Source organism: Colwellia sp. BRX8-7 (assembly GCF_014077275.1).
Taxonomy (GTDB): Bacteria; Pseudomonadota; Gammaproteobacteria; order Enterobacterales; family Alteromonadaceae; genus Colwellia_A.
Genome location: NZ_JACGVP010000002.1, coordinates 12,359 through 31,866, shown reverse-complemented (window position 1 = coordinate 31,866; position 19,508 = coordinate 12,359). Strand labels below are relative to the sequence as shown.

Below are 19,508 nucleotides of genomic sequence, written 5' to 3'. Positions count from 1 at the left end.
GGTTAACACTCTCAGAACATTACAAAATTCTTACAATTTACTCACAATTATTGTATTGCCTATTGGGCTGTTTCGTATTAATTTTACATCTAGCAAATCAAGCGCAGGCTTAGCTAGTAAAGTGTTATAATGTCTTCATCATTAAGGGTTACTTTAAAATTTTATGTGTAAACAGTTATTAATAAAATTTTGTCTTATGTTTTCAGTAGCGACGCTTGTTGGCTGTACATCTATAGGCATGAGTGATTTGTTTTTTGGTTACAGTCAACAGATGCAAGAATCTCGTTCAGCTCAGTTAAGAGGTGATTTCGTTGTTGCGACAACATCAGTTATCTCGGTTAATCGCCAGCATAATAATTATGGCTTGAGCCAACTAGAAAAAGCCCGTTTACAGTTTCTTTCTCATGATTGGCTGGCGAGTCAAAAAAGTTTTGAATTAGCCTACCAACAAGTTCAGGCTGAAGAGCAAGCAGCGAAAATACAAATAAGCAGTGGCTTGAAAAAAGTCAGTGCGGTGGTGACTAATGACAATGCCATTGGCTATGAAATACCTTCATACGAGCAAGGTATGTTGCATTCTTATCAAGCGTTAAATTATTTATATCAAGGCAGTTTAGAGGGCGCTTTGGTTGAAGTGCGCAGAGCTAATTTAGTGCAAGAACGTGCATTAAAAACTAATCAAGCTGAACTCTACAAAGCTGAAGAAGAAATGGCCGAAAAAGGCATCAACAGTAATAAATTATATGAGAACTTCCCATCAATGGATAACTTAATTGGTGATCTAAAAAACAGTTTTCAAAATGCTTATACTTTTTATCTATCGGGTTTATTGTATGAAACAGCTAAAAAGTTTGATGATGCCTATATTGACTATAAGCGAGCGCTAGAAATATATCCCAATAATACGTTTCTGCAACAAGATGTCTTGCGATTAGCTAATAAGCTAAATATGAATGAAGAACTTGCCCGTTTTGAGCAAAGGTTTGGTCGCTATCAAGGGCAAAATAAAATAAACACAGGTCAAATAGTTGTTATTTTTGAACAAGGAATTGTTAGTGCAAAAGAAGAGGCAAGTTTAAATTTACCTATCTTTAATACTCGCTCAGATTTTAAATTTTTCACTTTTGCTTTACCTGTTTATCGAGGGCGCTTACCGGCATTAATACCTTTGAGTATCAGTATTGATGAAAAAAGTTACCTTTCGCAAGAAATTGTCAGGCTTCAGTCTTTAGCAAGCAAAGACTTAAAAGAAAAATTGCCGGGTTTGGTAACAAGACAAGCGATACGTTTAGTCGCCAAAGAGCAGATACGTCAGAATTTGAGCAAGTCGGGTGGCGATGTCGGTAATATTTTAGCCAGCCTTTATAATATTGCTTCAGAAAAAGCCGATACTCGCAGTTGGTCAAGTTTGCCCGATAATGTGCAAATAATGAGGTTGGATAATGTTGTGGTAGGTCAGAAAAAATTGATGATTTCATATGCTGGTAAAAAGCAGGTCGTTGACATTGACGTAGCAGAAAATAGAACAACGCTAATTAATTTTACCGCTCTGGGTAACTTTACCGGTTATCAAACTATAAATTTGTAAGGATAAAAATATGCATTATTTTATAAGAATTTCAGCTATTACCGTGTTCAGCTCAATATTTTTTCTGGGTTGCGCTGCGCCAATAACCTCGGGGATCGGCACCAGTGCGATGACACAAGGTGATGAGTTTTCGAAGCATTTAGAGGTCCATAACCCTAAATTAGCACAACAGCTAAAAATTATTGATGTAAAATCAAGAAAAACCAATGGTTTACTAGAAATAAACCTACAGCTTAACAGTACCTATAAAAAGTCATTGAAATTGCAATACCACTTTAACTGGTTTGATGCGCAAGGATTTGTGATTGAATCACGAAAAACACCCTGGAAGCCACTTGAATTACATGGTTTTCAGTCAACAAGCTTAAGTGGACTCGCACCGAATGAACAGGTTGCTTCGTTCACTGTTTATGTGAGAGAAATCCCAGAAAAAGCTTATAGATATTAAATATTAAATATTAAAATTTATTACGTTATATATTAAGGAAGTACTTATGAAAAAATTAATGATTGCTACTACTGTTGGTTTAGCTATTACCCTTGTGGCGGGTTGTGCACAAAAGTCAGTTGTTCGCTACGGTGATGCGACAGCGGTTGAGACGACCGATATTAACTTTGGCTCTACTGACTTACAAAAAGTTGCTGGAGAAATGACTGACTCGCTATTATTGTCGCCAGTTGTAGGTACGTTAACGCAAAATAAACGTCCGATCATGTTCGTTGAGCGCCTAAAAAATAAAACCAGCGAACATATTGATACTGAATCAATTACTGATTCAATTTCCACAAAGTTACTACGTTCAGGCAAGTTTCGCTTTGTTGATATGGCGCGAGTAGAAGCGGCTCGTGAACAAATAAAATTTCAACAAGACAGTGGTATGGTTGACACCAATAAAGCTGTGCAATTTGGTAAGCAAGTTGGCGCTGAATATATGCTTTATGGGAACTTATCAAGTATTGTAAAATCTAACAAAGACAAGTCTGATGTCTATTATAAATTTACACTACGTTTAATGGATTTAGAAAGTGGCTTAGTTGAATGGGCTGACGAAACTGAAATTCGCAAAACTAAAGTTAAAGCATCAGTGGGTTGGTAAGAGCTGATATTCAATATTTAGGGGGAGATCATGAAAACAAAGCTATTTTCTTGTTTGTGCCTATTAACGATTTTATTAAGTCCAATAGTGAATGCGCAATATGACAGAAACAAAGCCGTACCTGTCGAAAAAGTTCTCTTTGGAAAAGTACAATCGGTTAGAAATATTACTGAAGTAGAACTTATCGAAGATAAAGACAAAGGCTGGAAAGTTTTTGGTGGTGCGCTTATTGGTGGTGCGGTTGGCAATCAATTTGGTAGTGGTAGTGGCCGAGATGTTGCTACTGTCCTTGGTGCTTTATTAGGCGGTTCTATGGCCAATAATAAAAACCCACAATACCACCGTAAGACGCTTCATTTAGTTGAATTAATGATAAAAACTGACCAGGGTAAGGAGTTTATGGTCATACAATACTTAGACTCAAGAATGATTTTTCAACGTAATGACGCTATCCGCCTCATTTATTTGGAAAATGGCTCTGTACGGCTTGATAAACAAATGTAAATATTCAAATAAATATATCAGGCTTGATAAAAAGTGAGTTGGTGTTAGCACCTGCTCATTTTTTTTGTTTAAATAATAACGACTTCGATGTCATTATCCCTATCTTGTTCAAGATATAACTGTGCTAGGTCAGCACTGCCGAATGATTTTTTGATTTTTTGATAAGCAATGAATTTTTGTCTTGCGAGTTTGGGGTCTTTACTTTTAAGCAGAAATAACCAAGTTTTTACCAGAACAGTTGGCATTCTTTTCATATTATTACTCCATTAATAACATTTTGATGGAGTATAGATAATATTAATAAAAAAACGACCTTTATTTTAGAAAAAGGCGCTTAAAGCACGCTAGAGTAGATAAAGAAGTTTTAGCTTGTAGTAAAGTACTTGGCCACTTATCAAGTTAATAACTAAATATATGAGTATTTATCCCCTTCCTTGATAAGAGACAATATCATCGATATAGCCGCTTTCTACTGTCGTAGAATGAGTTTTTTTCCTCTATCAACAAAAAACCGCTAGATATTGCTATCGAGCGGAGAAAAGTATTTAAAACAAGTTGACGAGCTTTTAGTGTTGAATACCACGTTTGTTTTCTTGCCAGCTTTGTTGTAAACCAAAGGTTTTCATCGCTTGTTCAAGGTTATATTTTTCAACCATTTTTACCACTTGCTCTGAGGTTTGACGTTGCCAAGGGATCTGGTCAAGGTTAGCAATACCTAAAATAGTTGCCCCCATAATAGCGGCGTTCAATTTTAATTGTTGTTGGTCTACTTTTTCAAAGGTGTCTGATTGAGCATGATAATTAGATGCATAGTTAGCGTCTGCTTGGTTAGCCACAAGGTTTGCGATACCTTGCATCATAAAGTCATAATTGTCAGTGCCAACAACTGGATCGATTATTTGGCTAAATGAACCCAATTCTGCGTCGGGATGCAAAACACTGTCGATGGTTGCTCTAATTTCTTCACGACCATTAATAAAAAAACCAGTAATAGCACCGGTGCCAATGTCTATGGTTGCGGCTAAGACATGATTATCTAACTCGTCTCTATGTGTTTGAGTGTACCCCCAAGAACCGTACATACCTTGTTCTTCGCCGTTAAAGAGTACAAAGCGAATAGTACGCTTAGGTGTTATAGCAAGCTTAGTGATTTGACGAGCAAGATCTATCACTAGACTAACATTAGCGCCATTATCAAGAGCGCCAGTACCCAAATCAAAAGAATCAATATGAGCACCAATTAAGACAATCTCATCGGGATAGGTGTCACCTTTTATTTCAGCAACAACATTATTAGCTTGATAAGGCTTTTCACCTAATATATTTATTTTCGCTGTTAATTTTAGTGATTCACCTGAGTTCAGTAGGCGTTGAGTGCGAAGGGCACTTTCCCTTTCCATAACAACAATGGCTAATTTATTATCAACCCCTGAGCTAGGTAAGTGGCGGTACAAGAGGTTTTTTGGCCGAGAAGACATATAAATAATACCTGTGGCTTTGACCGCTAACGCTTGTTCTTCGATGATGACCGCATTGTTATACTCTTGAAAAAGGCCTGAGATGCCGCGTTCATCATCCAAAATATCTGTTTCAATAAGTAACCACTTATCTGCTAAGTAATGGTCAATATTCATTTTTTCAAAATCTGCCACGCTACCTTTATTCAGATTGACGATTTTAGCGCTCAGGCCTCGATAATGGGTTTTTTTAGTAAAAGGCATAGCAACAATACGAGGTGAAAAATTTATTTGGCTATTAAATACTTTAGCGCTAATCGTTTTCTCAGACCAAGCTCTTGGCATAGTAAAACTTTCTTTTTTAGCGGTAACACCCGCTTCATGAAATTTTTTCAGCGCCCAGTTAACCGATTTTTTATTTGCCTGAGTACCTGTTAAGCGAGCGCCTATTTCATCCGTTAGTTGCTTCAAGTCTGAAATAACTGGGGTGGGCGCCTTTAATGTGGCAATTAAGTTTTCAATGTCGCTATTAAAAATAGAGGTCGCGTAAGCACAATTGATTAAAAAAGCTGGCATAAGCAGCAAAGGAATAATTTTCATTATATTATTTTCTTTTATTGTTTTAACTATACATAACGCTTGGGGAATAATCAGTCAAGTTTGTTTTCAATAAAATATGATCAGGAGAAAAGATAAAAAGTTAACATCTTAAAGTAACTAGATAGAGATCAGTTAGATATAAGAATTTCTTTAATGATTTATTAAAACTTTACCCGTGAATTTTTAATATAAATCAGTGGTGAAGCTATCAATTAAATTACAACTCATTTTTAGAGTGACTTTATTTATCAATGTGTTGCTAAAAGTTTACAGAAAAAGTAAACCTTTTAAATTTGTTTACTATTTTTGGTATGAATTCTATACGTTTAGGCTAATGTTAGTTTGTTCAGTTTAACTTAAGTTACGTTTAGTTAAGGATATTACGAAGTTGTACTTGAGTGATCAGTGTTAAGGAATTAGCTGAATAATTATAAAAATAAATATAATTAACTAAAGGATAATATTATGACAAAAGCATCCCCAATAGCGAAAGCTATCAAATACGCACTGCTTGCTGGTGTATCTACTTCAATGTTATCAATGCCTGTTTTTGCTGAAGAAGTTGGCGCAGAAAAAGAAGTTGAACGAATTTCCGTTACGGGTTCACGCTTAAAAAAAGCAGAATTTTCAAATGCTTCACCTATCCATGTCATCACGGCTGAAGATGCAATGAAAGCTGGCGTTAGAACAGTCGCTGATTTATTACAAAATACATCAATGGCAAATGGTCAACAATTTGATGGTTCATATAACTCTAACTCTGGTGGCTCTAATGCATCAGAGGCACCGCCAAGTGGTGGTGTCGGCTCATCTAATGTTGGTTTACGTGGTTTAGGCCCAGAGCGAACTCTTATTCTTATTAATGGTCGACGATTGGGCTCATCAGGTGTGCGAGGTGCTCCATCACAACCTGATTTAAGTTTGATCCCGGTTAATATGGTGCAGCGTATTGAAGTGATCACCGAAGGAGCTTCATCTATCTACGGCGCCGATGCTGTTGCGGGGGTTATTAATATTATTCTCAAAGAAAGTTTTGATGGTTTTGAAGTCTCAGCAAATATTTCTGATACGCAACACGGTGGAGGCGCTACAAAAGATTTCTCATTTATTACTGGTTTTGAAGGTAAAAAATCAAAATTCACCCTCTCTGCATCTTATTATGAACGCGATCGCATCGCCGTAAAAGACCGTACCGATTGTATTCGTAAAATATTTGAAGACGACAACGGCAAAAGAACCTCGGTGTGCTCCAGCCGCTTTTGGGATAATTCTATCTTAGATATTACCGGTTACAATGCTGATGATCCAAACGCGCCAGTGATGACCTATCCGCATCCATCAGGTATTGGTTTTTTTACCACCCCTGGCTCATCTGATATTGGTATTCCGGGTTTTAGTTCGGCTTTTGGTTTACCCATTCCAAATGATCCTAACATTGATATTACCAGTTCAGATCAATTTAACCGCCGTATATACTCACCGGCACATTCTGATGCTGTTGACCGTATGGAAGCCGATTTAATTCAACCAGTAACTCGTTTTACTCTGGCGGTAAATGGTAGCTACTCACCTGATTTTTTTGGTGGTGATGAAGAAATATTTTACGAAGGCTATTATTTCCATCGTAATCTAACCAGCTTAGCTTCTACTGAACAAATTTATCCAACAATAGCTGCTAATATCCCCCATGAAGATGCTAATGGTAATTTAGTCACTAACCCTGATGGCTCATTGAATTTAGTTGATAACCCACTAAACCCATTTCCAGATTATGATGTTTCTCACATCATGACTTTAGAAGACTTACCACAGAAACGAGAGGTTGAATTAAATCACTTCCGCTTTGTTACTGGTTTACGTGGTGACTTTACCAGTGACTGGCTATCTAATAAGGGCTGGAGTTATGAGATGTTTGTTTCATACGACCGCGGTGTTGGTGATCAAACTCAACCCGTAATGAATGAAACTAACCTAGCATTAAGCTTAGGGACATTGCGTCTAGATAATGGCGGTAACCCTATTTGTGGAATTAATGCCCCAGCTGGTATTGGTTTTATTACTGCCAATGAATGTGTTCCTGTCGACTTTTTTGCAGAATCTATCTTTAATGGCGGTAGCTACGGTGGTGGTACATTCGCTACACAAGCAGAAAAAGACTTTTTAATCGGTACGCGTATTAATACAACAACTGTTCAGCAATCAATGCTCTCAGGTTTTGTTACCGGTGACGTCTTTGACTTTGAAAAAGGTGCGGCTGCAACCGTTGCCATGGGACTTGAGTACAGAAAAGATCGCATAGATTCTGCGGGTGATATGCTAGGTTCAACAGGGTTAGTCGCGGCAGAGAATCCTTTAACAGAAGGAGCAACCGTTGGCTCTCGTGATGTGAGTGATGTTTTTGCAGAGATATCATTACCGATTGCGGTCGATCAAAACTGGGCAAATTTATTTGAAGTTGAAGCGGCACTTCGTTATACCGATGAGTCTAACTTTGGCAGTGAATTAACCAATCGTGCACGTGTTACCTACAAGCCTTCTGAAACTTTACTATTTAGCACCTCGTATGGTACCTCTTTTCGAGCACCAAATTTACGAGAGCAATTTCTTGCTAACCAATTTGGAGGTGTAAGTGGTAGTGCTGATCCTTGTATGGTCTCTGAATCTTTAACGACAAATAGCCAATATGATCCCTCTAAAGAAAATCGCTCACAAACAATTTTAGATAACTGTAGTGCTCAAGGTGCTGACTTTACTCAAATTGGTTTGAGTGGCGTACCCAGTATCCCAACCTCTTCAAGCGGTAATGCTAAAGACCTAAAACCTGAAACATCAGAAAATATTACGGCAACATTTAAGTGGACACCGGTGTTTGAAGGGGATTACGAGTTTAACTTTGGGGTTACTTATTTCAGCTTAGTGGTTGAAGATACCATTCGAACAATTAGTGCGGCGACTATTTTAAAGCGTTGTTTTGACTCTCCTAATATGGAAAGCTCATTTTGCTCTCGTATTTCAAGAAACAGTGGTAATGCACCCGTGATTAATTTTCCAAATTTAATTGATACCTCGTTTATTAATATTGGTGAAGAGACCTCGAAAGGTGTTGATGTTAATACACGGTTCGTGACTAACTTTGATAATGTAAGAATGACATGGGACAACCAATATACCTTACAAACTGAACGAGAAGTCACTATATTCAAAGGTGAATCATCTGAGGACTTGTTAGAAGATTTTGGTACGCCAGAGCATCGTTTAGTGTCAACCTTGAATTTTTCAATGGATGAATGGAACTGGATGATCATGGCAAATTATATGTCGGGTACTCAATCAGCTGATGATGTGAGAGATACGGCTAAATGTGATGTCTTTATTAAAAATGAAGACTTAGTTGGTAAGCCGCAAACGGTGCCTGTTTGTTCTGCTGATAGTGCGGTTTATGTTAATACATCAGTCACTTATACCGGTGATGACTTTTTAGTGACAGCAGGTATGAAAAATGTCTTTGATAAAGCGCCAGAGTTAGTTGATTTAACTGCTGGCTCGAACCGTGGCAACATGGTGACTTCATCGGGATATGATTTATATGGACGTAGCTTTTTCTTAAATGCTTCGTATCGCTTTTAGTCATTTAAGTAGTCATATTTAAGCAAGTCGATAAAGGGCGATACGAGAGTACCGCTCTTTTTATTCAGGCACTTGTTTGCTACGAATCAAGTTAAGCAGATAACCTTTGTTATTGGCCTAAGCCTATAATTTTAAGTTTTATTCGCATTTAAATCATGGCTAGTTGTTAATAAGGATAAACGCTATCAACTTGTTTTTTTGCATTAAAACGCTAATTTTTTATCATCGGTTCAGGTACACTACCTTTGATAATAATATGACAAAAGGTGAGCTACTTGCAAAAAATCCTTATTTTTGGCAATGCTGCAGCAGGTAAGTCGACTTTAGCTAAAAAAATAGCGGCAAAACAAGGCTTAGCACATTTAGATCTTGATACGCTCGCCTGGCTAGCAACATCTCCACCACAAAGAAAATGCCTGTCAGATTCAGCCACTGAAATTGACACATTTACTCAACAACATGAAAATTGGGTAATAGAAGGATGCTACAGTGACTTACTAGAGCTACTGATTAATAATAATGCAGTAGACCATGACAACGTTAACAAGAAAGCGTTTGCTAACGAAATTATCTACTTAGATATAACAATTAATACATGCATTACCCATGCTGAAAATCGTCCGTGGGAAGCGCATAAATATCCATCAAAGCAAGCTCAGGATGATAATTTAGCCATGCTAATCGATTGGATAAAGGCTTATGATACACGCACCGATACTTTTTCAAAACTAGCTCACCAGCAACTTTATACTCGCTTTGTCGGTAAGAAAAAAACCATAAAAATCCATGAAAAATAACTCACACCTAGGTTTAAAACCTTAAGATAACTTTATGAAATTTCGTATTCTCCATACTTCTGACTGGCATCTAGGCCAAAATTTTTACGGTAAAAGTCGTGCTGCAGAGCATCAAAAATTTTTAAATTGGTTACTCACACAAGTTAGTGAACATGACATTGATGCAGTGATTGTTGCGGGTGATATTTTTGATACCGGCACACCACCTAGCTATGCCCGAGAAATGTATTTTGATTTTATTGTTAATATGCATGAAAAAAACTGCCAATTAATCATTCTGGCCGGTAACCATGACTCTGTTGCCATGCTTGGTGAGTCGAAGCAGTTATTGTCACATCTATCATGTCAGGTGATCACCAGTGTTAGCGATAAGATAAATCAGCAAGTCATTACGCTTAACAATAAACAAGGTCAACCAGGGGCGATATTGTGTGCTATTCCTTTTATCCGCCCGCGCGATATTATTAGCAGCAGTGCGGGGCAATCTGTTAAAGATAAACAACAGTCATTGCAGCAAGCGATTAGTGAACACTATCAAACACTATTTACCCAAGCAGAAGTTATTTCTTCAGTAAATGATGAAAAAAAATTACCGGTTATTGCCACCGGGCATCTAACCACCGTTGGTGTGACCAGTAGTGAGTCGGTGCGCGATATTTATATTGGCACCTTGGAAGCTTTCCCTGCCAATGCTTTTCCGCAAGCCGATTACATAGCGCTTGGCCATATCCATCGCAGTCAACGGGTTGCTAAATCTGAGCATATTCGTTATTGCGGATCGCCAATAGCCTTAAGCTTTGATGAAGCAAGTCAAACTAAAAAAGTCTTAATTGCAGAATTTGAACAAGCAAAACTGAGTCAGGTTATTGAACAAGATATTCCCTGTTTTCAACCTTTATTGATGGTAAAAAGTAAATTAGAACAGCTCAGTGAAGATATCAATAAGCTGGTTAGCGAGCTCAATAGTTCGAAGACCTCATTAGAGAAAGAACAAAAAATTTGGCTTGATATTGAGATTAACAGTGCTGAATATTTACAAGATTTAACCCCTCGCATTGAAGCGCTTGTCAAAGAACTACCGGTAGAGGTCTTGTTGGTGCGACGCAGTAAAACATCTAGGCAGTCGATGCCAGAAAGCCAAAAGAAAATTACCTTAAATGAATTATCTTTAGCCGAGGTGTTCTCAACGCGATTACAGCAAGAAAATTGGCAAACAGACACAGAGATAAGCCAAAAAGATCGACTTGAAAAAATGTTTGCGCAAACGCTAGAGCAAGTGCAACAGCAAAATACCACAGGCGAAAAACACAGTGAAAAATCTCAAGTTGCAGGTGAAATTAAGTGAGAATATTAAGTTTACGATTTGAAAATATCAACTCACTTAAAGGTGCGTGGAAAATTGATTTTAGCCAAGCACCTTTTGACAATAGTGGCTTGTTCGCCATTACAGGACCAACAGGCGCTGGAAAAACCACCATATTAGATGCTATTTGTTTGGCGCTCTACCATCAAACACCCCGTTTAAATATTTCAGATAAGCAAAACCAATTAATGACCCGCCATACGGCGAGTTGTTTAGCTGAAGTTGAATTTGAAGTAAAAGGTAAAGCTTATCGAGCTTTTTGGAGTCAACGACGCGCTAAAAATAGTGTTGAAGGGAATTTACAGAAACCGATTGCGGAACTTGCCGAAATTTCAATGTCGACAGCACAGAATGATCAAATAATAGCAACAAAAGTATCGCAAGTGCGCAATGAAATAGCCAGTTTAACCGGTTTAGATTTTTCTCGTTTTACCAAATCTATGATGCTTTCACAGGGACAGTTTGCCGCTTTTTTAAATGCCCCCAGCAACGAACGAGCTGAACTTTTAGAAGAGTTAACCGGTACTGAAATTTATGGGCAGGTTTCACAGCAAGTCTATCTGAACCATAAAAATGCCAGTAACGACTTAAAAATATTACAAGCACAGAGTCAAGGTACCGTTATATTATCGGCAGAAGAATTAACCTCGTTGACTCAACAACTTGCAACGCTTGGTGATGATGAACAACGAGTGGCCACTGAACATGATTTGTGGCAAAAAGCACATCTTTGGCAACAAAAGTCGCTTGAAAACCATAACAGTATTAATGTGGTTAACAACCAACTTGAGTGTGTAGCACAAAAAGAGCGCGACGCCGAAGATGACTTACGCTTATTGGCTTTAGCTAAGCCGGCTGAGAAATTGCGACCTGTTTTCGAGCAATATCAGCAAAAAATACAATTACAAAAATCATTAGTGGTCAGTAACAATGAACTTTTAATTAGTTGTAAAAATATCGAACAGCAAACAACTATCGCTCAGCAAGCTTATGAAGCCTTAACGAAAGAGCAGGGCATTCAATATTTAGCCGATCAACGCATTGAAAATCTGATCATTGAAGAAGTGATCCCCCTGGATAACAAAATCTTTCATTGGGTTAAACAAAAAGAAGAATCAGCCAATAAATTAGTTGAGTTAGCTAGTGCTCAACAATTATCAAAAAATAATTGTGACAAGTTAGCTAACGAGCAAGAACAACATCAAGTACAGTTTATTAAAAATGAAGGCTTTATTAGCAATAATCAGATATTGAAACTTTTGCCCGAGAAGCTGCCATTATGGCAAAGTCAGTATCAATATTTATCGCTCACTGAAGATGAAGTGCAGCAAATCCTGAGTGACCAAAAAAGCTTACATTTACAACGTCAACAATTAAATGTTCAACAAGAAACCCAGCAAAATTTGATCAATAAACAGCAAAGTGTGCAAGATGGTCTTATTGAGCGATTTGAACAATATCAACAAGAAATAACCGACGTCCTAGCGCAAGTGTCGATGAATGATCGATCAGCTTTACAAAACAAGATACAACAACGACAGGGGCAAATTGCTGAGCAAATAACTGCCCTTGAAAGCGCTCGTCGCTTTAACTTTTTATCAAACGAAATCGCTAATGCTAGTGCCGATAACGCAGAAAAAAAACAGCAATATCAACGCGTTTCTGAACAAGTACTTGAATTAAGAAACCAATATCGACAAGTGCAGATAAGGCGTGATGATGTCATGCTTATTGTCGATCAACAAAAAACTATTTTATCGTTAAATGAACATCGTAAAAATCTTCAGCCCGAGCAAGCGTGTCCATTATGTGGTTCAAATGAGCATCCGGCTATTGACGAATATTCATCATTAGCCGAGGGGGAATCGTCTGAGTACCAGCAAAGGTTTGAGCAGTTAACGCAACAATTAAAACAATTAGAGCAGCAAGGCAAAGCTCAAGCAGAAATACAAGCTCAGCTTAAGGCGGAACTTGGCGTTGCCGATAAGCAACAAGAAGAAAAATTAACAGAGCAACAAGTTTTATTCAGTCAATGGCACTCAAAAGCACAGCCACTCGATCTAGATTGTCCAATAGCAGATTTGGCCTTTATTGAGTCTTTTATTGGCGAGCGAGAAAATAAGCTAGAAAATTTTGTTAACACAAACGTTAGGCTTCAAAAGGCTGAACAACATTTACAGCAGTGCCAGCAGCAATTAGTCGCTGCTGAAAAAGATAAATCAACGCTTGAAAACCAAGCTTTACTGCTGATAAATAATCAAGAAAATGTCCAAATAAGTTTGCAACAATTAACGGTTCTTCTCACACAAAAGCAAAAAATTAAGGCCGAAGGGCTTACTGCTTTTAAAGCCGATATTACCGCCATCGCCAAGCAGGTAAATACCGAGCAAAGTAGCGTATCATTTGCAGCGTTGTTTAACGAAAACACTGAAACGCTAACCAGTAATGAAATTTTTTCTACTTGGTTTACTGAAATAAGCGAACAAGTAAAACACTATCAACAGACGTTGCAACAACAAGAACAGTTCTTGCAGGTCATTACAGGGTTAAAGCAACAGTTGGCTGTTGCACAAATACACCACAATGGGCTCAATGACGACCACGCGCAAGTTAGTCAAACTCACGGGCAAGTTATCAGTGAACTTAAACAAGCTCAACAGCAACGCTTTACTCTTTTTGAAGAAAAAACCATTAGCCAAGTCAGGGCGGATATCACCACTAAGCGTAATGCGGTAGCTGATGAACTTGATAAATTACAACAAATTTTTCAGCAATGCATGCAAACGCACCAACACCAACAAGGTCTTTTAAAAAGCGCTGAACAGCAATTAACACAGCTTAATGAAGAAGTTGAATTATTGACTTCAGCGTGGCAAAACGCCTTATCTAAAAGTGATTTTTCGCAAGAAGTTGATTTTATCAATGCGTTATTACCCCCTGATAAACAAGATGTGTTTCAGCAAGTGTCAGACAGTATTACCCTTGAAAAACAGCGTTCACAAACACTACTTGAACAATATCAGCAACAACTTCAACAATTGACTATTGAGCAAGCTGCGATTCAACAAGCAGGTGTGACTGATTTTAGCACCTTGGCGATCACGGAAAAATTGGCAGCATGTAAAGAGCAATTGAAACAAGCGCAGATACAACTAGGACAATTAGGGCAAACATTAAAACAAGACGACATTCAACGCCAACAACAACAAGGTTTACTTGAAAAAATAACGGCTTTACAAACAGATGTTGATGATTTAGCCCATTTAAACGGCTTAATTGGTTCGGCAGATGGCGCGAAATTTAGAAAGTTTGCTCAAGGATTAACGCTTGCTCATCTCGTTTATTTAGCGAATCAACAGCTCGAGCGCTTACATGCTCGTTATCAACTTAAGTGCCAACAATCGGAGGCATTAACCCTTGAAGTCCTTGATACATGGCAAGCAGATAGCGTACGGGACACCAAAACACTTTCTGGCGGTGAGAGTTTTTTAGTGAGTTTGGCGTTGGCGTTAGCTTTGTCTGATTTGGTCAGCGCCAAAACCAGTATCGACTCTCTTTTTCTTGATGAAGGTTTTGGCACACTTGATAACGATACACTCGAAGTGGCACTTGATGCGTTAGACAGTTTAAATGCTAGTGGCAAAATGATTGGTGTCATAAGTCATGTAGATACGCTTAAAGAACGTATTCCTGTGCAAATAAAAGTTAAAAAATGCAGTGGCTTAGGTGTAAGCGAGCTAGAGAGTCAGTTTAGATTTTAGTCGACAAGGGGCAGGTAAGAGTAGGTTATTAAATAGTAATTAACCTACTCTTGCTTATTTTTACGGTGCTAAGAACCTTCAACGAAAGGAGGTGCTGTTCTCGCAGGTATGTTGCTTAGTGCTTCTAAACTTTCAACTTTTAATAATAATTTTTTATTCTGCTCACTGAGTTGAGTGACACGACTCGCCAGGGCTATTTGCTGTTTATCACGACGTTGAGAGTTTGACTCTATAGCGGATAACTCCAGCGATAAATTTTTAATATTTTCAGTCAACTTTTCTTTTAGCGCGTCTATTGAGAACTCAGTAGCTACTTGCTTATTATTGACCTCGTTTACTGTGGCGTTTGTTGCCACAAGTGTTTTACCTTGAGTTACCGATAAGTCAGTCAATAATTTATTGTCTTTTTGTAAAGTCTTAATTTCAGATTGGTTTCTTCGCCAAGCAGAAGCCCAGAGCTTGTCCATTTCTTCCCACAGTTTATCACTGGTCTTGCCGAGTGTTTCTATGCGTACTTTCATCTCTACTGCAGATTCACCCATTTCTTCGCCTGTAGCGGAAAGTTGGTGCTCTAAGTCGGCAATACGTTGCTCTGCTGAAGCTATAATGGCATTTGTTTTAATATTTTCTTGATAAAGCCAATAGCCAGCACCCGCAATAAATAAATAGATAAAAATAATAGCCGCTTTAGCTATTTTTATTGGTGGTGAACTAGGTGTTTTTTGTGGCTTTACTATTTTAGGCTGAGGTGATGTATTATCAACCGAATTAGCTGAAGCGGGAGAATAAGTTCGAGTATTTTTGAATGCCTCGACCTGATCTTTATCAGGCGTGATACTCGGCATGTTATGGTCGATTTGCTTGGTCAAAATATTTTCCTGTTAGTACTATTTATATCATTTTTATCTTATTGGTTATTCTACACAATTATAATTCTATGTATTCAAATTAATATCATTATTTTAATGAGATAAAAAATTGAAAAAAAAACCAATAAGTCAGACTTATCGGTTTTATAATATTTTAAGGATAAATGCTAGTAACTATCGTTATGAACACTCATTACCGCTCGACCTGAAGGGTCAGCATTATTTTGAAAACTTTCATCCCATGCTAATGCTTCTTCAGTACTACAGGCAACAGATTTACCACCAATAACACAGTCGGCTGCTGAGGAAAGTGGAAACTTATCTTCAAAAACAGTACGATAAAAGTAGGCTTCTTTACTGTCTGGTGTATTCACTGGAAATTTAAAGTTAGCCGTTGCAAGTTGCTGATCGGTCACTTGAGACTCAACATGCGCTTTTAAGCCGTCAATCCAAGAATAACCAACGCCATCAGAAAACTGCTCTTTTTGACGCCACAAGATCTCTTTAGGTAAATAACCTTCAAACGACTCACGTAAAATCGCTTTTTCCATTTTTCCATTGCCACACATTTTATCTTCTGGGTTGATGCGCATGGCAACATCCATAAAGTTTTTATCTAAAAATGGCACTCGGGCTTCAATACCCCAAGCTGACATAGATTTATTGGCACGTAAGCAATCAAACTTATGTAATCTGTCTAACTTACGGTTAAGTTCTTCATGAAACTCTTGTGCGTTAGGCGCCTTATGGAAATATAAGTAACCACCAAAAATTTCATCAGCGCCTTCACCTGAAAGTACCATTTTTATACCCATGGCTTTAATTTTACGCGCCATTAAGTACATAGGGGTAGAAGCTCGAATAGTGGTGACGTCATAAGTCTCTAAGTGATAGATAACTTCTTGTAAGGCATCTATACCTTCTTGCTCAGTAAACACCACGCTGTGATGAATAGTGCCTATGCTGTCTGCTACTGTTTTCGCGGCAATTAAATCTGGTGAGCCTTCAAGACCACAAGCAAAGGAGTGAACCTTTGGCCACCAAGCTTCAGCTAAGTCATTATCTTCAATACGGCGAGCGGCAAATTTTTGCGTTATAGCCGATATTAGCGATGAATCTAAACCACCCGATAATAAAACACCATAAGGTACATCAGTCATTAAATGACTTTTAACCGACTCTTCTAGCGCTTCACGAATTTTTGTTTTACTGGTGGTATTATCTTTTATCGCAGAATATTGTTGCCAGTTACGTTTATAATACTTTTGTAACTTGCCAACACGACTGTCAAGAATATGGCCAGGAGGAAACTCACTCACTGTTTTACAAATAGGCATCAATGCTTTCATTTCAGAGGCAACATAAAAGTTACCGTCTTCATCATAGCCAGTGTAAAGTGGGATAATGCCGATATGATCGCGTGCTATAAGGTAAGAGTTATCAGTTTCGTTGTATAAACAAAAAGCAAACATGCCTTGAAGTTTATCAATAAATTCGACGCCAAATTCTTTATATAGTGGCAGAATAATTTCACAATCTGAGCCAGTTTGAAATTGGTAATCTACCGTTAAGTTTGCTGCTAGGGCTTTATGGTTATAAATTTCACCATTTACAGCGAGAATGTTTGTTTTGTCTTCGTTATATAATGGTTGAGCACCATGCTCAGTATCAACAATTGATAAACGTTCATGCACTAAAATAGCATGTTCGCTGCTGTAAATACCGGACCAATCAGGACCACGGTGACGTAATAAACGAGAATATTCTAGGGCTTTCGGACGAAGTGCGTCTGCACCTGTTTTTATATCTAATATACCAAAGATCGAACACATTGAAGCGCTACTCCTTTAAATTATTAACAAATTGTGAGGTACGTATAAAATTAATCGTTTATACGATAGGGCCACTGTGACAGCTATAAAAATATTATCAAGTGCTATTTTGCTGAATAACTTATATATGGTTATAAAGAGCCATTTTTAATGTAAAAAAACGCTAAAGACTGCAGTCAATAGCGTTTTATTAACCATCAAATGTTATTGATTAAATATTGTTAGTCACATCAACCGACAATTTTATCATTTGACCAGGTTGTAAATATTTTTTGCGATTTAAACTGTTCCAGCGTTCAATATCACTAATTGAGACCCTAAATTTATTGGCAATAAGTGCGAAAGAGTCACCACGTCTTACCTTGTAGGTGATATTTCGCATGATTGCCTGCTCTGGCGGCTGGTAAGATGTTGTGCTGGCTAAATTGTCTTCAACCACAGCGCTTTTCTGCCAAATAACCAGTTTCTGGCCAAGTTTTAAAACATCGCGTGGCGCCATACCGTTCCATTTTGCAATACTTCGGCTACTGACCTTATAGGTTTGTCCTATATCCCATAAAGTATCGCCTGCTACGACAAGGTGTGTTGTTTTCTCTCCACTTCGTTGACGGTTTTTAGTTGTCGCCGTCCGTTGCTTGTGAGAAAAGACATAACTGTCGAGCGACTGCGTCGCTACAGGAATTAATAAATGTTTGCCCGCACGAATTTGTGTGCCTCTAATATTATTAACCTGTTTAATTAACTTGATATCAGTATTAAATTTATGGGCAATTTCACCTAAGTTATCACCTTCTTTAATTTTATAACGCTGCCATGCTAAACGATCTTCTTGGGGAAGTTCAGCAAGCTTCTTCACAAAATTAGCGACTTTATGGTTAGGTATCAATAAACTGTGAGGGCCATCAGGGTCAGTTGCCCAACGATTAAATCCAGGGTTTAAGCGCTGTAATTCAGCCAAAGATAAATCAGCTAACTTAGCCGCTTTTGCTAAATCTAACTGCGATCCTATATCAATATTGGTGATCTGACTCTTGTTTTCAATTTCGTAAAGTTTAATATTGAAATCTTCAGGACGTTTAATTACATCGGCCAACGCAAGTAATTTTGGTACGTAAGCTCTAGTTTCTCTAGGTAAATCTAAAGACCAAAAATCTGTTGGTAAATTCTTACGAGCATTTTTTTTCATTGCGCGTTTTACGCGACCTTCACCAGAATTATACGCAGCGAGCGCTAATAACCAATCACCATCAAAAAATTTGTTTAAATATTTTAAATATTGAATCGCACCTTGTGTTGATGCAATGACATCACGGCGTCCGTCATACCACCAGTTCTGCTTCATATTGAATCGCTTGCCGGTTCCTGGAACAAATTGCCACATACCTGAAGCACGACCATGAGAGTATGCAAAGGGATCAAAAGCACTTTCAACTATAGGTAAAAGCGCTATTTCTAGCGGCATATCATTTTTTTCAAGTTCTTGCACAATATAAAAAATAAAGGGCTCAGCACGTTTTGCTACGCGGTCAAGATATTCAGGATGTTTTACAAACCAATTGCGTTGCTGCGTAAGGCGTTTATCTTCTGGAATTTCAAAGGTAAATTTAGTGCGAATACGTTGCCAGATATCATCGGATACATAAATATCATCAACAATTTCTGGGTCAGTTAAGGTAAATTCTACATCCGCAACCGGATGAATAATGTCAATGTTTTCATCGGCTAATATCGCCTGATTAATTTCAGCAGTGCTAGCGATCATCCGTTGGTCAATATCTGTTGCTTGAGCGCCATCACTATTTTGCACTGACGTCGCTTGACAACCCATTAGCATGACCGAGAAAGCAACAGAAAATGATAGCGGTAGAGCTTTTGCAAAAGTATATTTTTTAGCAGGTGATTTGTTTGATGTTTTTAAGATAAATTTCATGTAGGCACTATATTATTTTACTTAAGGTTAGTTTCACTTATTTAGCCTGCTTATTCAAGCGTGGCTAATACATTAGTCAAAGT

At 37.9% G+C, this 19,508-nt stretch carries 13 protein-coding genes; 8 read left to right on the top strand and 5 right to left on the bottom strand.

Annotation, left to right across the window (positions count from 1 at the left end; translation table 11 throughout):
* Positions 1-196: 196 nt before the first annotated feature.
* Genes H4J57_RS02345 through H4J57_RS02330 form a run of 4 tightly spaced genes read left to right on the top strand, consistent with a single transcriptional unit; the run spans position 197 to position 3,189 of the window.
* The gene (locus H4J57_RS02345; protein WP_220470253.1) at positions 197-1,588 is read left to right on the top strand and encodes a COG3014 family protein; all 1,392 of its coding nucleotides are present in this window, start codon (positions 197-199) and stop codon (positions 1,586-1,588) included.
* 10 nt (positions 1,589-1,598) lie between these two features.
* Complete coding sequence (locus H4J57_RS02340; RefSeq protein WP_182203657.1) at positions 1,599-2,036, top strand: YcfL family protein; 438 nt, start codon at positions 1,599-1,601, stop codon at positions 2,034-2,036.
* A gap of 46 nt (positions 2,037-2,082) precedes the next feature.
* Complete coding sequence (gene lpoB / locus H4J57_RS02335) at positions 2,083-2,685, top strand: penicillin-binding protein activator LpoB (RefSeq protein WP_070376678.1); 603 nt, start codon at positions 2,083-2,085, stop codon at positions 2,683-2,685.
* A gap of 30 nt (positions 2,686-2,715) precedes the next feature.
* Positions 2,716-3,189 (top strand): glycine zipper 2TM domain-containing protein, encoded by a 474-nt coding sequence (locus H4J57_RS02330; protein ID WP_182214311.1) that lies wholly within the window; start codon positions 2,716-2,718, stop codon positions 3,187-3,189.
* Positions 3,190-3,257: 68 nt separating this feature from the next.
* Here H4J57_RS02330 and H4J57_RS02325 read toward each other — a convergent pair whose 3' ends face one another.
* Positions 3,258-3,443, bottom strand: coding sequence for a hypothetical protein (locus H4J57_RS02325; RefSeq protein ID WP_182241831.1), 186 nt, complete (start codon positions 3,441-3,443; stop codon positions 3,258-3,260).
* 312 nt (positions 3,444-3,755) lie between these two features.
* Positions 3,756-5,246: a M28 family peptidase gene (locus H4J57_RS02320; RefSeq protein ID WP_182214315.1), complete on the bottom strand. Its 1,491-nt coding sequence runs from the start codon at positions 5,244-5,246 to the stop codon at positions 3,756-3,758.
* Positions 5,247-5,711: 465 nt separating this feature from the next.
* Between H4J57_RS02320 and H4J57_RS02315 the strand changes: the two genes are divergently transcribed.
* The 4 genes from H4J57_RS02315 to H4J57_RS20245 all read left to right on the top strand — a co-directional run bounded on the left by H4J57_RS02315 (position 5,712) and on the right by H4J57_RS20245 (position 14,794).
* The gene (locus tag H4J57_RS02315; protein WP_182241830.1) at positions 5,712-8,873 is read left to right on the top strand and encodes a TonB-dependent receptor domain-containing protein; all 3,162 of its coding nucleotides are present in this window, start codon (positions 5,712-5,714) and stop codon (positions 8,871-8,873) included.
* Positions 8,874-9,148: 275 nt separating this feature from the next.
* Entirely contained in the window at positions 9,149-9,670 is a 522-nt protein-coding gene (locus H4J57_RS02310; RefSeq protein ID WP_182241829.1) for a shikimate kinase, read from the top strand.
* A 34-nt stretch (positions 9,671-9,704) separates the two neighbouring features.
* Positions 9,705-11,015, top strand: a complete 1,311-nt coding sequence (gene sbcD / locus H4J57_RS02305) for an exonuclease subunit SbcD (RefSeq protein WP_182241828.1) — start codon at positions 9,705-9,707, stop codon at positions 11,013-11,015.
* Positions 11,012-14,794: an AAA family ATPase gene (locus H4J57_RS20245; protein ID WP_182241827.1), complete on the top strand. Its 3,783-nt coding sequence runs from the start codon at positions 11,012-11,014 to the stop codon at positions 14,792-14,794. Before sbcD ends, H4J57_RS20245 begins: the two co-directional genes overlap by 4 nt.
* A 68-nt stretch (positions 14,795-14,862) precedes the next feature.
* On the opposite strand, the gene H4J57_RS02295 is transcribed toward H4J57_RS20245, so the two are convergent.
* From H4J57_RS02295 to H4J57_RS02285, 3 genes are all read right to left on the bottom strand, one after another.
* Positions 14,863-15,663 (bottom strand): hypothetical protein, encoded by an 801-nt coding sequence (locus H4J57_RS02295; RefSeq protein WP_182214324.1) that lies wholly within the window; start codon positions 15,661-15,663, stop codon positions 14,863-14,865.
* Between the two features lie 167 nt (positions 15,664-15,830).
* Positions 15,831-17,495 carry an asparagine synthase B gene (asnB, locus tag H4J57_RS02290; RefSeq protein WP_182241826.1) on the bottom strand — a complete coding sequence of 555 codons (1,665 nt, stop codon included), beginning with the start codon at positions 17,493-17,495 and terminating at the stop codon, positions 15,831-15,833.
* A gap of 211 nt (positions 17,496-17,706) precedes the next feature.
* Positions 17,707-19,425 carry a LysM peptidoglycan-binding domain-containing protein gene (locus H4J57_RS02285; protein ID WP_182241825.1) on the bottom strand — a complete coding sequence of 573 codons (1,719 nt, stop codon included), beginning with the start codon at positions 19,423-19,425 and terminating at the stop codon, positions 17,707-17,709.
* Positions 19,426-19,508: the final 83 nt, after the last annotated feature.

Excerpts from the sequence above, each read along its gene's own strand:
- H4J57_RS02345 (WP_220470253.1), top strand. The coding sequence starts at position 197 with ATGTTTTCAGTAGCGACGCTTGTTGGCTGTACATCTATAGGCATGAGT.
- H4J57_RS02340 (WP_182203657.1), top strand. The coding sequence starts at position 1,599 with ATGCATTATTTTATAAGAATTTCAGCTATTACCGTGTTCAGCTCAATA.
- lpoB (WP_070376678.1), top strand. The coding sequence starts at position 2,083 with ATGAAAAAATTAATGATTGCTACTACTGTTGGTTTAGCTATTACCCTT.
- H4J57_RS02330 (WP_182214311.1), top strand. The coding sequence starts at position 2,716 with ATGAAAACAAAGCTATTTTCTTGTTTGTGCCTATTAACGATTTTATTA.
- H4J57_RS02325 (WP_182241831.1), bottom strand. The coding sequence starts at position 3,443 with ATGAAAAGAATGCCAACTGTTCTGGTAAAAACTTGGTTATTTCTGCTT.
- H4J57_RS02320 (WP_182214315.1), bottom strand. The coding sequence starts at position 5,246 with ATGAAAATTATTCCTTTGCTGCTTATGCCAGCTTTTTTAATCAATTGT.
- H4J57_RS02315 (WP_182241830.1), top strand. The coding sequence starts at position 5,712 with ATGACAAAAGCATCCCCAATAGCGAAAGCTATCAAATACGCACTGCTT.
- sbcD (WP_182241828.1), top strand. The coding sequence starts at position 9,705 with ATGAAATTTCGTATTCTCCATACTTCTGACTGGCATCTAGGCCAAAAT.
- asnB (WP_182241826.1), bottom strand. The coding sequence starts at position 17,495 with ATGTGTTCGATCTTTGGTATATTAGATATAAAAACAGGTGCAGACGCA.
- H4J57_RS02285 (WP_182241825.1), bottom strand. The coding sequence starts at position 19,425 with ATGAAATTTATCTTAAAAACATCAAACAAATCACCTGCTAAAAAATAT.